This window comes from Terriglobia bacterium (assembly GCA_020073205.1).
Lineage (GTDB): Bacteria > Acidobacteriota > Polarisedimenticolia > Polarisedimenticolales > JAIQFR01 > JAIQFR01.
Window position 1 is genome coordinate 1 of the sequence record JAIQFR010000036.1, and the last position, 14,971, is coordinate 14,971.

General features: G+C 69.7%; 12 protein-coding genes. 6 read left to right on the forward strand and 6 right to left on the reverse strand.

From position 1 onward, the window contains the following. From LAO51_09460 to LAO51_09485, 6 genes are all read left to right on the forward strand, one after another. On the forward strand, nt 1–921 hold a 921-nt coding region (locus LAO51_09460; GenBank protein MBZ5638966.1), incomplete at its 5' end, for a sigma-70 family RNA polymerase sigma factor. A 498-nt stretch (nt 922–1,419) separates the two neighbouring features. After that, nucleotides 1,420–1,644, forward strand: coding sequence for a hypothetical protein (locus LAO51_09465; protein ID MBZ5638967.1), 225 nt, complete (start codon nt 1,420–1,422; stop codon nt 1,642–1,644). A 99-nt stretch (nt 1,645–1,743) separates the two neighbouring features. Further along, complete coding sequence (locus LAO51_09470; GenBank protein MBZ5638968.1) at nt 1,744–2,721, forward strand: GNAT family N-acetyltransferase; 978 nt, start codon at nt 1,744–1,746, stop codon at nt 2,719–2,721. A 68-nt stretch (nt 2,722–2,789) separates the two neighbouring features. Further along, on the forward strand, nt 2,790–5,297 hold the full coding sequence (gene lptD, locus LAO51_09475) for an LPS assembly protein LptD (GenBank protein ID MBZ5638969.1): 2,508 nt from the start codon (nt 2,790–2,792) through the stop codon (nt 5,295–5,297). A 46-nt stretch (nt 5,298–5,343) separates the two neighbouring features. After that, nucleotides 5,344–6,342 carry an NAD-dependent epimerase/dehydratase family protein gene (locus LAO51_09480; protein ID MBZ5638970.1) on the forward strand — a complete coding sequence of 333 codons (999 nt, stop codon included), beginning with the start codon at nt 5,344–5,346 and terminating at the stop codon, nt 6,340–6,342. A 1-nt stretch (nt 6,343) separates the two neighbouring features. Continuing rightward, entirely contained in the window at nt 6,344–7,747 is a 1,404-nt protein-coding gene (locus LAO51_09485; protein ID MBZ5638971.1) for a DUF92 domain-containing protein, read from the forward strand. 64 nt (nt 7,748–7,811) lie between these two features. Here LAO51_09485 and LAO51_09490 read toward each other — a convergent pair whose 3' ends face one another. From LAO51_09490 to LAO51_09515, 6 genes are all read right to left on the reverse strand, one after another. After that, complete coding sequence (locus LAO51_09490) at nt 7,812–8,849, reverse strand: UbiA family prenyltransferase (GenBank protein MBZ5638972.1); 1,038 nt, start codon at nt 8,847–8,849, stop codon at nt 7,812–7,814. 16 nt (nt 8,850–8,865) lie between these two features. Further along, nucleotides 8,866–9,495: a nucleotide exchange factor GrpE gene (locus tag LAO51_09495; protein MBZ5638973.1), complete on the reverse strand. Its 630-nt coding sequence runs from the start codon at nt 9,493–9,495 to the stop codon at nt 8,866–8,868. Nucleotides 9,496–9,524: 29 nt separating this feature from the next. Beyond that, nucleotides 9,525–10,379 (reverse strand): zinc metalloprotease HtpX, encoded by an 855-nt coding sequence (htpX, locus tag LAO51_09500; GenBank protein MBZ5638974.1) that lies wholly within the window; start codon nt 10,377–10,379, stop codon nt 9,525–9,527. A gap of 87 nt (nt 10,380–10,466) precedes the next feature. Continuing rightward, on the reverse strand, nt 10,467–10,922 hold the full coding sequence (locus LAO51_09505) for an Hsp20/alpha crystallin family protein (GenBank protein MBZ5638975.1): 456 nt from the start codon (nt 10,920–10,922) through the stop codon (nt 10,467–10,469). 25 nt (nt 10,923–10,947) lie between these two features. Next, nucleotides 10,948–13,560, reverse strand: a complete 2,613-nt coding sequence (gene clpB / locus LAO51_09510; protein ID MBZ5638976.1) for an ATP-dependent chaperone ClpB — start codon at nt 13,558–13,560, stop codon at nt 10,948–10,950. Nucleotides 13,561–13,672: 112 nt separating this feature from the next. Next, the gene (locus tag LAO51_09515) at nt 13,673–14,971 is read right to left on the reverse strand and encodes a hypothetical protein (GenBank protein ID MBZ5638977.1); all 1,299 of its coding nucleotides are present in this window, start codon (nt 14,969–14,971) and stop codon (nt 13,673–13,675) included.

Consider the following 14,971-nt stretch of genomic DNA (forward strand, 5'->3'; position numbering starts at 1 on the left):
ACCGTCCTGCGCATTCCCGCGTTCTGCCGGGACTACGCGCTCGAGGGGGACATCGAGGGACCGAAGCGTGGGAGCGAGTGGCCTCTGGACCAGCTCGAGTCCTGCTGCGCACGGCTGTGGAGGTTCGACCGGGAGCACAAGGATCCGAGGGTGAACGTTCTCGTGCGGGAGGCGCGGGAGCAGAAGCGGCACATCGATCACGCCCGCGACGCGCTGATCCTCGCCAACCTACGCCTCGTGGTCCACATCGCGAAGAAATACCTGAACCACGGGATTTCCTTCATGGACCTGATCCAGGAAGGAAACATCGGCCTCATGAAGGCGGTGGAGAAATTCGAGTACGAGCGAGGGAACAAGTTCTCCACGTACGCCTACTGGTGGATCAAGCAGGCGATCGAGAGGGCCATTGCCGACAAGGCCCGGATCATCCGTATCCCCGTGCACGTCAACGAGAAGATCAAGAAGATTTCGAGGGTCGCCCGCGAGCTCGGCGAGACGCTGGGCCGGAAGCCGACGCCGCAGGAGATCGCCAAGAAGCTGAGGATGCCGGTGGCGAAGGTCGAGGAGATCCTCGGCGTCGTCCAGGAGCCGCAGGCGCTCGAGGACGTTTCGTCTTCCGACGACGACAGCCCGGGCCTTCTCCGGTTCGTCGCGGACCCGAACGCGCCGTCTCCCCTCGAGAGAACGGTGGATCGTGAGCTCCGGGAGAAGATCAAGGAAACCCTGAGGGTCCTGAACACGCGGGAAGAGGAAATCATCCGGCTGCGATTCGGCATCGGCAGGGAGATGCCTTACACCCTCGAGGAGATCGGCCGGGTCATGGCGCTCTCGCGCGAGCGGGTCCGCCAGATCGAGGCCACCGCTCTCAAGAAGATCCAGTCGGCCCAGGAGTGCGGCGACCTCCGGGAGTTCCTGACCTGAGGCACGAGGGAAGTCCGTCCAACGCGGTCCGTGGGAGCGCCGGGTCACTCGACCCGGCGCTTTTTCATAGGGCCAGCCGCTGGCACCCGCGATTTGAGGGGGTGTGGGGTGGGAGAGGCGCGAAATCGACCGGAAAGCCGAACCGTTGAGAAGGGTGTGGAAATCTCGAAGGGCGATTACCTTTTCGGGGAATCTCGGGTCCACATTGGCGATCATGACTCGTAACGTATTAGAAATAAATAGCTTCAGTTGTTCCGCGCGATTCCACAGTCCTTGTTAGACGGAAGGGTCGGCCAGGGAGCCCTCGGAAAGCGCGCACAGGTTTTCCACAGTCACCGTCACCTCGCACTCCGCGGAATATCTGCCGCGGATTCGCCGTCCGGGCCACCCCAGGGGGCCGAGAAGCGTGTACTTTCCTGGACGTACCGAGGGGGGGAATCGGGAGTCCGAGCGGGGGGAGGACGCAGCCGGGTCCGGGGGCGTCGCCCGAGGGATTTTATGCGGACGATTTTCGAGATCCGTCGGGCGTACCACGATTCGCTCTCGAACATGCGGAGTTGGCTCACCGACACGCGGGTCTCGGGAACGCTCACGACGCTCGATCGTCTGTCGATCATCGACGCGTGGCAGCAGGAGATGGTGGAGTTCTTCGAGCGGAACGGCTATTGCTTCGCGTGTAGCCGACGCCTCTCGCGCTGCCGCTGCCCGAGGGAGCCCTACTGACCGGTGACCCCTGCTGCCCGGCCGAGGGCGAGAACGCTCGGGGAACCGATCATCTCCGTCGGGAGCGCGGGCGCCGGGCCGCCCGCGGAGGGTAATGGCTTGCCACGTCTTCGGGTTGCGCGGCGGGAAGAGATCGCCGCCATCCTCCAGGAAAGCCACGGCCTCTGGGGTGCCGGCCTGACGTACCGAGCGTACCTCGAAATGTGGCTCGAGCTTCTCGAGACCCCATGGGCGAAGCGCCGCTTCCGCTACCTGGTCTGGGTCGAGGACGATGGAACCGTTCTCTCCAGCCTGAAGCTCTACCGCCCGGTCGTGCGGCTGCTCGGTCGGACCGGCCCGGCCGCGATGATCGGCGCCGTGTTCACGCCGAGGATCCTCCGGGGCAAGGGGCACGCGGCCGAGCTCATCCGCGCGGTGCTCGTCGAGGCCCGCGAGGAGGGTGGCACGCTGGCGATGCTGTTCACCGACATCGGGGTTCCCTACTACGCGGCACTGGGATTTCGGGAGCTTCCCGCGGACGAAGCCGCGGGGCGGCTGGACCGCTCGGTGCCGCCGCCGCCGGGATGGGAGCTCCGCCCGATGACCGCGGGCGATCTCGCCGCCGTGATCCGCGCGCACGACGACGACTGCGCGGACCGGCCAGTGGCCGTGCTGCGCGACAGGGAGCACTGGGAGTTCCTGCTGTCGCGGGCGGCGGCGTACTTCGCCCGGCTGGACGGTTCCGGCCTGACGCGGCGCTATCGTGTCGCCCTCTACCGCGGCCGCTTCGCCGGCTACCTCATTTCGCTCGACGGCGAGGGCGCGTGGGCCGTTCGGGAGGCCGGCGCTCCGGGGGCGGACGTCGGCGCGCTGTCGGCGATCCTGCGCCTCGGCGCGGAGGAGGCCCGCCGCGCCGGGCTGCGGAAGGTGCACGGCTGGTTTCCAGGAGGCGCCGCCGAGTGGATTCCCGAATGGCATCTCGAGTACAGCTCGCGGCGCACCGCGATTCCCATGCTCCTCCCCCTCGACGACGCGGCGAGCCTCTCGCCGCTCGACGCGCCCGGCGCGTCGTTCGTTCCCTACCTGGACCAGTTCTGATCTCGACGCGCGCGCGCATTCCCGCTCCTTGACAGTCCCGCTCGCGGGGATACACTTCGAATCACCGCATGAAACCGCGCGCGACGACGCTATTCCCCCGGCTTCTCCCCGTCGTCCTGCTCGTTTACTTGACGACCGCGTCGATGGCCGCAGAGCCCGCGCCGCCGCGACGGACCCCCGCAACCGAGGCGTCTCCCGCGCCGGGCGGCCCCGGAAAACTCCCGGGAGACGTCGCGGTGGAAGCGCTCCGGATTCGGGAGGTGCCGGGCTCCGACGAGTACGTCCTCGAGGGCGCCGCGACCATCCGGTCCGGACACTCGCGCATCGAGGCCGATCGGATCACCTACCGCAGTGGCCGATGGATCGAGGCGGAAGGGAACGTTCTCATCGTCTGGGCGGGCAACAGGATCTCGGGCTCGCGGATGGAATACGACCTCAAGGAAGAGCACGGGACCATCCAGGACGCCATCGGCCAGGTGGAGCCGGAGTTCTTCTTCGTCGCGAAGACCGCGGAGAAGATCGGGCAGGATCTCGTCGTGCTCAAGACGGCGATCGTCACCACCTGCACTCAGCCGGTGCCTTACTGGTCGCTCGCGGTGTCCACGGCACGGATCAGGATCGACGGCTACGCCCACCTGTGGAACCTCAGGCTCAGGACGGGGCGCGCGCCGGTCTTCTATCTGCCCTACCTGATCTGGCCGGTCAAGAAGGACCGCGCCGCGGGTCTCCTCCTGCCATCGCTGGGCACGTCGCAGGACCGGGGGAAGCTCTTCAGCGTGCCTCTCTACCTCCCGCTGGGGCCGAGCGTCGACCTCACGCTGACCGCGGAGCGCTACAGCCTCGCGGGTCTGGGCTGGGGGGCCGACCTCGGCTTCGTCCCCAATCGCAAGGGATCGGGGAGGTTCACCGGGTTCTACATCCAGGATCAGGTCTCAAGCGACCAGGGCGAGCCTGCCCAGCGTTACCGGGCGACCTACACCGAGACCCAGCAATTCGAGAACGGATTCCGGATGGTGGCCGACATCAATCAGGTCAGCGACTTCCGGTACTTCACGGACTACGAGCGCGATCTCAAGCTCGTGTCGACCCCCACGATCCTCGCGCGAGTCGAGTTCAGCCGGAACGGCAGCTGGACCAGCGTGAACGTGCGGGAGCTGCGACGCGAGCAGCTCAGGCAGCCCCAGCCGTTCTACGTCGAGGGGCAGGCCTCGCCCAGCCAGGTCGAGACGAGCGCCGTGCAGGAGACGCTGCCGGAGATCGAGTGGCGTGGCCGGAGCCACCGGCTCGGAAAGACGCCGTTCTACCTGAGCTTCGAGTCGAGCGCCGCCTGGATACGGCAGAGCGACCTCCAATTCCGCACGCCCAGCTACTGCCCGGTCACGTTGGAATTCGGCGATTGTCCCTATCCCGACTCGGACCAGACCGTTCGTCACACGTATGCGTTTCCCCTGGTTTCGGACTACTACCGCGCCGACATGTTTCCCACGATCTCGGCTCCCGTCTCACCGTTCCCCTGGCTGGACATCACGCCCTCGGTGAACACCCGAACCACGTTCTACTCCCAGAGCCAGTCGACGCGGTCGCGGGACGTCGAGGTCGCGGGCCAGACCACCACGACCGCGGTGCAGGAGATCGACGACCGGTCCTTGGGCCGATTCGTGAGCGGCGCGACCGTCGAGATCGTCGGTCCGAAGATCTTCCGGATCTTCGAACGTCCCGACAATCCCTTCTCGTCGCGCTACAAGCACGTCATCGAGCCCCGGATCGAGTACGTCTACCAGCAGTCGTTCGATCGCAACGACGAGATCATCCCCTACGACAACGTGGATTCGAGCCGCGGCGCGACCAACCAGCTCACGTACGGCGTGAGGACGCGCCTCTTTGCCGCCCGTCCGCGGGCGAAGCCGGCGGAGCCGGCGGGGGGAGGGGAGGCGGTCCTGCTCCCGGAGGGGACATCCGGCGAGGTCAAGAAGGCGGAGCCGGCTCCGCCCGGGACGGCGACCCCGCCGGGGGGCGCCCCGACGCCCCCCGCACCGGTGGAGCCCGTGGAGATCGCGTCGCTCGAGGTCAGCCAGAGCCGCTCCTTCGGCACCGACCTGTCCACGGGCTTCAGCAGCGCCGGGGTCAGCGAGAGCAGCCGTTTCTCCTCCATCGACACCGTGGGCCGCTTCAATCCGAAGCCGAATACCAGCCTCGACCTCCGGACGAGCTACGACATCCTCCAGAAGCAGTTCTCCTCGGTCAGCCTCTCGGGGAACCTGCGCGGCCAGCTGACGAGGACCGGCTTCTCGCTGGTCCGGACCGCCGGATCGCTCGGAGCGTCGAACCAGACGCAGCTCCGGATGGCGGCCGGGGTGACCCTCTTCGGACGGAAGCTCAAGGTGGACGTGGACGGGTCGTACAACGCCCAGCTTCGCCAGTTTCCCGACCAGCGCTGGCGCGCCGAGTACTACACGCAGTGCTGCGGGTTTCTGATGGAGTGGTTCCAGCGCGATTTCGTCTCGAACAGCCGGGGCGAGTTCCGGTTCACGGTGGACCTGCGCGGGATCGGCAAGTTGCTGGACGTCCACCAGTGAGGCCCCCCGCGCGGGTCGGGCTCGCGGCTTTGGAGGTGCCTCGAGCATGAAAGTCCTGGTCACCGGAGCGACGGGCTACCTCGGAGGCCGCGTGGCCGAGCGGCTCGCAGAGGCCGGTCACGAGGTGCGGGGGCTGGTGCGCGACCCGGCGCGCTGGGTGCGACGGCCGGACGGCGCCGAGGCGGTCGTGGGGGACGTCACCGATGTGGCGGCGGTCGCGAAGGCCGCGGAAGGGTGCGGCGCCGTGGTGCACGCCGCCGCCCTGGTGAAGAGCTGGGTCCGGGACCGCGGCGAGTTCGACCGGGTGAACTTGGGCGGATTCCGGAACGCGACGCAGGGGGCGCGAGCGGCGGGAGCGAAGCTGGTGTACGCGTCGTCGTTCATCGCCCTCGGCCCCACCGACGGCACGATCTTCGACGAGGAGACCCCGCGGGCGTCCGCACGGTTCCACAACGACTACGAGCGGACGAAGTGGGTCGCGGACCAGGCCGCGCGGAGCTTGGCACGGGACGGCTTCCCCATCGTGAGGCTCTACCCGGGGGTCGTGTACGGCCCCGGCGAGCTGACCGACGGGAACCACGTGGTGCGTCTGCTCCTGCAGCATGCGCGGGGCCGCCTCCCCGGGTACCTCGGACGCGGGGACCTGCGCCAGTGCTTCGCGTACGTTGACGACGTCGCGACGGGGTTCGTGGCCGCCGTGGAGCGGGCGGCTCCCGGCTCCGGCTACATCCTCGGAGGCGAGAACCGCACCGCGCGCGAGCTCTTCGCCGCCCTCGAGGACGCGACCGGGATCGTCCCGCCGCGCCGCAGCGTCCCGTTCTGGGTCGCCGGCGTCATCGGGAAGCTCGAGCGCTGGCGCGCGGAGATCACCTCGATGCCGCCGGAGCTGACCGACGAGATCGTGGGCGTCTATCGCCACGAGTGGGCCTACTCGTCGGCCAAGGCCGAGCGCGACCTCGGGTACCGGATCACGCCGCTCCGGGAGGGGATCGCGCGGACCGCGGCCTGGCTCAGGGAGACCGGCGAGCTCCCGGGGAGTCGATGACGTGGGAAGCATCGCGACCGAGCTGAGGCGCAAGTCGGTCCACATGTCCATGGGGCTGTTCGCGCTCCTCCTGCGGTGGCTCTCGCCCTTCGAGGCCGCGGCCTGCGCCGCCGTCGCCCTGCTGTTCAATCTCTTCGTCCTGCACCGCCTGACGCGACGGTCGCTGCTGCGCGACGACGAGAGGGCGCGGGGCTACTCGACGGGCATCGTGCTCTACCCCGCCGCCGTCCTCACGCTCATCCTGGTCTTCCATCATCGGTTCGAGCTGGCGGCCGCCTGCTGGGCGCTGATGGCGTTCGGCGACGGAATGGCGACGGTGACCGGGGTGTCGCTGCGCGGGCCGAAGCTCCCGTGGAACGAGCGGAAGACCTGGTGGGGGTTCTGCGCCTTCGCGCTCTACGGCACCTGCACCTCGGCCCTCCTGATTCGCTGGGTCCAGCACGGCGACGTCGAGTCGGGGGCGATCGGCAGCTCGTTCCTCGGGCAGCCCACGAGCTCTCCCGTCTCCGACACCGCGTTCCTGTTGCTGGGGTGTCTCGCGGCATCGGTCGTCGCGGGCTTCGCCGAATCGCTCGAGACCGGCGTCGACGACAACCTCCTGGTGCCGCTCACCGGCGGGGGGGCGCTCTATGCGGCCACTCTCGTGGAGCCCGTGCGTCTCGCCGCGGCGGGAGGTGCCCTGGGGCACGACCTCGCCGTCGGCGCTGCGGTGAACGTCCTGCTGGCCGCCGCCGCCTACGCGGCCCGCGGAGTGGACGTCTCGGGCGCGGCCGGGGGATGGGTGTTGGGGACGCTACTTTACGGGTTCGGAGGGTGGCGAGGGTTCCTGATGCTCCTGGGGTTCTTCGCGGTCGCGACCGCGGCCACGCAGGTCGGCTACGCGAGGAAGGCCGCGCTCGGCATTGCCCAGGAGAGGGGAGGACGGCGCGGCGCGCGGCACGCCCTGGCGAACGCGGGCGCCGGCGTGTTGTTCGCGTTCCTGGCCGCGGCGACGCCGTACCACGCGGCGTTCACGCTGGCCTCCGTCGCCGCTTTCGCGACGGCGCTCGCGGACACGGCTTCGTCGGAGGTCGGCCAGGCGTTCGGCCGGCGGCACTTCCTGGTCACGACGTTCCGCCGTGTCCCCGCGGGGACAGAAGGGGCGGTGTCGGTCGAGGGGACCCTGGCGGGGGTTCTCGCGTCGATCGCGCTCGCGTCCGCAGCGTGGGGTGTCGGGCTCGTGGGTGCGAGCGGCGTCGCCGTGGTGACGGCGGCAGCGTTCGTCGGCACGACCCTCGAATCGTACCTGGGGGCGATTCCACGCCGCGCGGGCCCGATCGACAACGAGTTCCTGAACTTCGCCAACACGCTGGCCGGCGGGCTCGCGGCGATCGGGATCTTCTTCTTCGTCGGCGTCCTCGGCTGACGATCTCCGTAACGACGCGCCGGGCGGTCCGCGTCCGGCCGTGTCCGATGCGGATGGAAAGGCCTCAAACCAGGTACGCCACCGCGAACCCGACCTGCGCGCTCATCATCATCAGGTACATGTGCGTCCACGAGGGGTGGTTCTCCACCTCCGCGAGCGCCTTCGGATCCTTCAGGATCAGCGTGACCGTGTAGATCCCCCACAGCGCCAGGCCGGCGCCGAGGACGGTCAAGACCCAGGGGTTGCCCGTCAGGATGTGGTGCGCGGGGGACCACGGATTCCGGATCCACGCGCCGAGCGGCATGAGGAGCCAGGGGAGAACGAAGAACGGCGCGATCATCCGGGCGGCCCGGGTCACGCCGTATCGGATCGGCAGCGTGCGGCAGCCGGCGGCCTCGTCCCCCTTCATGTCCGAGAAGTCCTTGGTGGTGGAAGCTCCCAGGAGGAAGAGGAAGAAGATCGAGCCGATGAACCACGGCTCGAGGTGGAACACCGAGGCCACCATCGACCAGCCCGCGACCTTGAGCAGGCAGCCGCGCGGGATCGCGATGGTGAGGTTCGCCCCGAACGCGTTGGCCTTGGTCCGCCCGAACGCCGGCGCGCTGTAGGCGATCGTGAACAGCATCCCGGCGATGTAGATGAAGAAGCACTGGTGGAGGTCGAGCGGCGCCAGGAGCTTGTCCCGGAGCGACGCCGCGGGGTAGACGACGACGAGCCACGTCGGGAGCACCGCGGCCACGTACAACGCCACCGAGTACCAGAACGCCACCTTCATCGGGATCGCCCCGGTGACGAGCGGCCGACTCGGCTTGTTCACCCGGTCGTTCACGAGGTCGTAGATCTGGTTGATCACGTTCGACGCGGCGTTCAGGAGCGCGGCGCACGCCGAGCCCAGGACGACGGTCCAGACGATGCTCGAGGTCCACTGCCGGGGCTGTCCCGCCAGCACGTGCGGATTCGAGGCGGAGCCCCAGGCCGTGATGGCGCCCGAGACGACGCCCAGCAGCGGCGGAAGCAGGGTGAACGGCCGTGTGAACGAGATGTAGCGCCGGAGCCGGCCGCCGTGCGGCTCGGGGCTCCGGTTCCTGGGAGGAGATGGCACGCGGCTCGACCTCGGGTCAGGTCTTTCGGCGATGTCGCGCGACGGCGACCCTTGCGGGCCGTATCACGCGGTCGCCGAGGCGGTACCCCGCGCGGAGCGTCGCGGCGACCGTGCCGTCGGCCTCGGGGGATTCGGTGTCCACGATCTGGACCGCCTCCGCGTCGTTGGGGTCGAACACCTCCCCGTCGAGCACGAGCCTGCTGACGCCGTGTCGCTCGAGCGCGCCGAGGAAGCCGTCGCGAGCGAGCGCGACCCCCTTCGCCAGCGGCTCGTCCTCGGAGGCTCCGTCGAGGTGGGCGAGCGCGAGGTCGAGGGCGTCCACGGTCTCGAGCAGCTCCGTGACCAGGCTGCCGAAATTCACCTCGACCTTGCGATCCACGTCCCGACGCAGGCGCTCGCGAAACTCCTCGTGGTCGGCCTGGGCCTTCTTGAAGGCCTCGATGTACTCCCGGAGCTTCCTCTCCGCCGCCTCCGCGCGCAGCCGGTACTCGTCCACGATGGTCGGCCGAAGCGACGCGGCGGCCTCGTCGTCGCCCCCGGCGTCCTGCGACTCCTCCTCGGACGGCTTCCGCGCCCAGTGCCGCTTGTCCTCCACCTTCAGGGCGGGCCGGCCGGCTCCGGTCTTCGGATCGATCGGATTGGGCATCGTCGAGACCTCGCGGGACGTCCCCATGCCTACCGACCGAGCAGCCGGCGGATCCGCTCCTCGATGGGGGGATGGGTGCTGAAGAGGTTGAGGAACGCCCGGCCGGACAGCGGGTTCACGATGAACATGTGGCTCGTGGCCGGGCTCGCGTCCATCGGGACGCGCTGCGAGGCGCGGGCGAGCTTCTCGAGGGCGCGGGCGAGCCCTTGCGGGTTCCCGGCGAGGCGCGCGCCGGTGGCGTCCGCGGCGTATTCCCTCGAGCGGGACACCGCCATCTGGATGACCACCGCGGCGACCGGCGCCAGGATCGCCATGAACAGGAAGCCGAGCGCTCCGCCGGAGCCGCCGTCGCGGTCGTCCCGACCGCCGAATCCGCCGAAGATCGCGGCCCACCGCGCCATGCTGGCCAGCATCGTGATGGCGCCGGCGATCGTGGCGGCGATGGAGGAAATGAGGATGTCGCGATTCCGCACGTGGCTCAGCTCGTGCGCGAGCACGCCTTCCAGCTCCTCGTCGTCCATCAGCTGCAGGAGCCCGGAGGTGACTGCGACGGCGGCGTGCGACGGGTTCCGCCCGGTGGCGAAGGCGTTAGGCGCGGCCTCCGGGAGCACGTACAGCCTCGGCATCGGGAGGCCGGCGCGGGCGGTGAGCCGTGCGACGATCGAGTGGAGGCGCGGCGCCTCGGACTCGCTCACCGGCTTCGCGTGGTACATCGCGAGGACGATCTTGTCCGAGAACCAGTACGAGCCGAAGTTCATGACCGCGGCCAGGACCAAGGCGAAGAGCATCCCTTGCCGGCCGCCGAGCGCGCCACCGCACAGCACGATCAGCCCGGTCAGGAGCCCCAGGAGGAGCGCGGTCTTCACGTAATTCGTGGTCGTCATGAGCTCAACCTCACCACGGAAGCCCACCCGCCGTGATTCTAGCGGCCCGCGGGGACGGACGCACGCCGGGCGCACCCGGCGCTCGGGCTACCTCACGTCGACCTTGAGCTTTCCCGGCGCCCGCTCCTCTTTCTTGGGGAGCACCACGTCGAGAACGCCGTCCCGCTGCGAAGCCCGGATCGCCGACCGCTCCACCGATGGCGGAAGCGTGATCTGGATCGAGAACCTCCCCTGGGGCCGCTCCGCCCTCAGGTACGACTCGCGGCCGACGGCGGCGTCGGGCCTGCGCTCCCCGCGGAGCGTGAGGGCGTCCCCCTCGACCTCGATCTCGACGCCGTCGGGAGGGATGCCGGGGAGGTCCGCGCGCAGCACGTAGTGCGAGTCCTGCTCGAAGATGTCCACGGACGGCCGCCAGCCGCTCGTCGCCAGCGACTCCGTGTCTGCGGTCCCGCCGGAGCGCGCGAGCGCGTCCTCGAACATCCGGTTCATCCTCTCCTGCAGGACCACGAGGTCGCGGAGCGGATCCCAGCGCTGGATCGCCATGGTGCCTTCCTCCTCGCCGCGGATTCTACCCTTTCCGGCCCGAGGCCGTCGGCGACGGGGTCCCCTTCGCCAGGAGGATCTCGCCGACCGGCGCGTCGGCGACCACGGTGTCCCCCGGCTCGATGGTGCCGTCGAGGAGCTTCAGGGCCAGCGGGTCCTGGAGGCGGCGCTGGATCGTCCGCTTGAGCGGCCTCGCGCCGAACGCCGGGTCGTACCCCTCCTCGGCGATCCGCCGGCGGGCGGCCTCGGTCACCCGGATCTCGATCCGCCGCGCGGACAGCGTCCGCGCGAGTCGCGCGACCTGCAGATCCACGATCGCCGCCAGGTCCTCCCTCGAAAGCGACCGGAACACGATGGTGTCGTCCAGACGGTTCAGGAACTCCGGCCGGAACGCCTCCCGGAGCGCCTGGGTCACCGCGTCCCGCAGCCGCTCCGGGTCGTCGCCGGCGTGCTCGAGGATGTACGTCGAGGCCAGGTTGGAGGTCATGATCAGGATGACGTTCCGGAAGTCCACCGTGCGGCCCTTTCCGTCGGTGAGCCGCCCGTCGTCGAGCACCTGGAGCAGCACGTTGAACACCTCGGAGTGCGCCTTCTCGATCTCGTCCAGGAGGACCACCGCGTAGGGGCGGCGCCGGATCGCCTCGGTGAGCTGCCCTCCCTCCTCGTACCCGACGTATCCGGGGGGCGCTCCGATCATCCGCGCGACGGTGTGCCGCTCCTGGTACTCGGACATGTCCAGCCGGATCATCGCCCGCTCGTCGTCGAACAGGCACTCGGCGAGGGCGCGGGCGAGTTCGGTCTTGCCGACTCCAGTGGGGCCGAGGAAGACGAACGATCCGACCGGACGGTCCGGATCCTTGAGCCCGGAGCGCGCGCGCCGCACCGCGGTGGCCACCGCCCTCACGGCGTCGTCCTGGCCCACCACGCGCCGGTGCAGCTCCTCCTCGAGGTGGACGAGCTTCTCGACTTCCCCCTCGAGCATCTTCGTCACCGGGATCGCCGTCCACTTCGACACGATCTCGGCGATGTCCTCCTCGTCCACCTCCTCCTTGAGCATGGCCCCGTCGCGCTGCAGCTCCGCGAGGCGGAGGTTCTCGGCGTCGAGGTCCTTCTGGAGCCTCGGGAGGTCCCCGTAACGCAGCCTCGCGGCGATTTCGAGCGCCCCCTCCTTCTGCGCCCGGTCGGCATCGCCGCGCTTCTGCTCGATCTGTTCCTTGGTCGCGCGGATCCTGGTGATCGCCTCCTTCTCGGAGGTCCACCGCGCCTTCATCCGGGAGTGGCGCTCCTTGAGCTCCGCCAGCTCCTTCTCGACCCCGTCGAGTCGCTCGAGGGAGGCCGGGTCGCTTTCCCGCTTGAGCGCCTGCCGCTCGACCTCGAGCTGCGTCATGCGCCGCTGGACCTCGTCCACCTCGGCGGGGACCGAGTCGATTTCCATCCTCAGATGCGCGGCCGCCTCGTCCATCAGGTCGATGGCCTTGTCCGGAAGGAAGCGGTCGGCGATGTACCGGTGGGAGAGAGTCGCCGCGGCGACCAGAGCGGCGTCCTGGATCCTGACGCCGTGGTGGACCTCGTAGCGCTCCCTCAGCCCCCGGAGGATCGAGATCGTGTCCTCGACGGAAGGCTCGGAGACCATCACCGGCTGGAACCGGCGCTCGAGGGCTGCATCCTTCTCGATGTGCTTCCGGTATTCCGCGAGCGTCGTCGCGCCAATGCAGCGCAGCTCCCCGCGGGCGAGCGCGGGCTTGAGGAGGTTCGCGGCGTCCACGGCCCCCTCGGCGGCGCCCGCTCCCACCAGCGTGTGCAATTCGTCGATGAACAGTAGGACCCGCCCTTCCGACGCCTCGATCTCGCGGAGGACCGCCTTCAGCCGGTCCTCGAACTCCCCCCGGTACTTGGAGCCGGCGATCAGCGCGCCCAGGTCCAAGGCGACGAGGGAGCGGTTCTTCAAGAGCTCGGGAACGTCGCCGTCCGCGATCCGCCGAGCCAGTCCCTCCACCACGGCGGTCTTACCCACCCCGGGATCGCCGATCAGGACCGGGTTGTTCTTGGTGCGGCGGGAGAGGACCTGCATGACCCGCCGAATCTCCTCGTCGCGGCCGATCACCGGGTCCAGTTTTCCGTTGCGCGCCAGCTCGGTGAGATCTCGCGCGTAGCGGCGGAGCGCCTGGTACTTGTCCTCCGGATTCTCGTCGGTGACTCTGGCCGTGCCGCGGACGTCCCTGAGCGCGCTCAGGACGCCGTCCGGCGTCGCGCCGAGCCGGCGGAGGATCTCCGGGGCCTCTCCGCTCCCCCGCACCAGCGCCAGCAGCAGGTGCTCGGTCGACAAGTACTCGTCCTGGAATTCCCTCGCCGCCCGCTCGGCATCCTGGAGGAGCTGCGAGATCTCGCGGGAGAGGGATACCTCTGCGGCGCCCTCGACTCGCGGGGCGGAGCGGAGCCGCTCCTCCGCCGCCGCGGCGATCGCCCTGGGGTCCGCGCCGACCCTCTCGAGGATCGGTCCGACGATCCCTTCCTTCTGACGCACCAGTGCCACCAGGAGGTGGAGCGGCCGGACCTCGGAGTGCCCGAGCCCGACGGCCATCTGCCTCGCCTCGCCGAGCGCCTCCTGAGTCTTCAGCGTCAGACGGTCCGCCCGCATCGCCGCACCCTTCCTTTCCGGCGCCCGTCGGCCCGGGCACCGAGCCCCTTGTCTTGGGATTCGAGCGCGAGTTTGTCAAGGATTCGACGATCGGGACTGCCGCGCACCTCCCCTACAGCCGGCACTCGAAGAGCAGACCCGGCGTCGTGAACCCCTCGAACCGCACGAGCCGCATCGCATCGCTCCTCAACGAGTCGAAGAGGTTCCCGGAGAGCGTCGGACGCACCCGCCCGCCGAGCTGCGCCTTCTCGATCGACAGCGCCTGGGGGGCCGCGAGGGAGAAGTCGCCGCTCGTCGCGTCCTGCGTGTGCACGCCCAGCACGCTCAGCACCAGCACGCCGCCGTCCGCCTCGGAAAGCGCCTCCGGGAGCGGAAGGGGGGCCGGGCCCTCGAGGTGGAGCGTGTCGAACTCGTACGGGACCGCCGTGGGCTCTCGCCGGAGTCGGCGGGCGTACTTGAGGTTGAGGACCGGTGTCAATAGCCGGCCGCGCCGCACGAAGACGCACGGCGCCGCGGGCACGCCCTCCCGGGTGAACCGGTAGGAGCCGGCACGGAGCGGCTCCAGGGGATCCAGGCGGAGCGTGAGGTCCTCGCGAAGCGCCGGCTCGGTGGAGCCGAACTGCGCCGGCCGGAAGTGGCTTTCCCCGTGCGCCACCGAGGCGCCGTCCAGGTTGTCGAGGAGGATCGCCAGCACGAACGACTCGACGACGTGCGGGTGGAGGATCACGGGACGGAGGCCCGAGGGGGCACGCGCCGCCGGGTTCCCGAGACGGGAGACCAGGCTCGCCAGCCTCCAGAGTCGCGCATCGAACTCTTGGAGGGGCTCCTCGGCTCGGCCGCGGAACCCGTCGCCGAGCTCGCCGTCGAAGGTCGCGTTCCAGACCCAAGAGGTCGCGATGACGTCGGCATCGAGCCCCGCCGACGTCACGAGCCGGGCGCGCGCCTCGGCGGCACCCATCGACCCGCTCCACGTCCTGAACCCGTGCTCGGCGACGCGGTCCCGGATTCGCGCAAGCCGCGCCGCGATCGGTCCCGCCTCTCCGGAGGCGATCCGGGCGGCGCCCGGATCGTGGAGCGCCACTTCCGGCACGGCGGCCGGTCCAAGGACCTGCGCGGCGTCCGGGTCGTCGTACGCCGCCAAGCGTGCCCTCGCGAGCGCAGCGTCGATGCCGGACCGAATCTCGGAGCGATCGATCTCCCCCGGGCTCACCCTGCCGTCGTCCCATACCAGGAGGAACTGCGCGCCGAAGGACTCGGAGAGGCTCAGCGGCGCATGCGGCCCCCCCGTCTCCCGGTCTCGTGTCCCGAGCGTCAGGCGCCGGGTCTCGGCGGCGTAAACCGACCAGTCGCGGACGCGCGCCCCGCCGGCCCTGAAGCCCGCGATCGAGTCCAGCAGGCGCTGGAGCGGCAC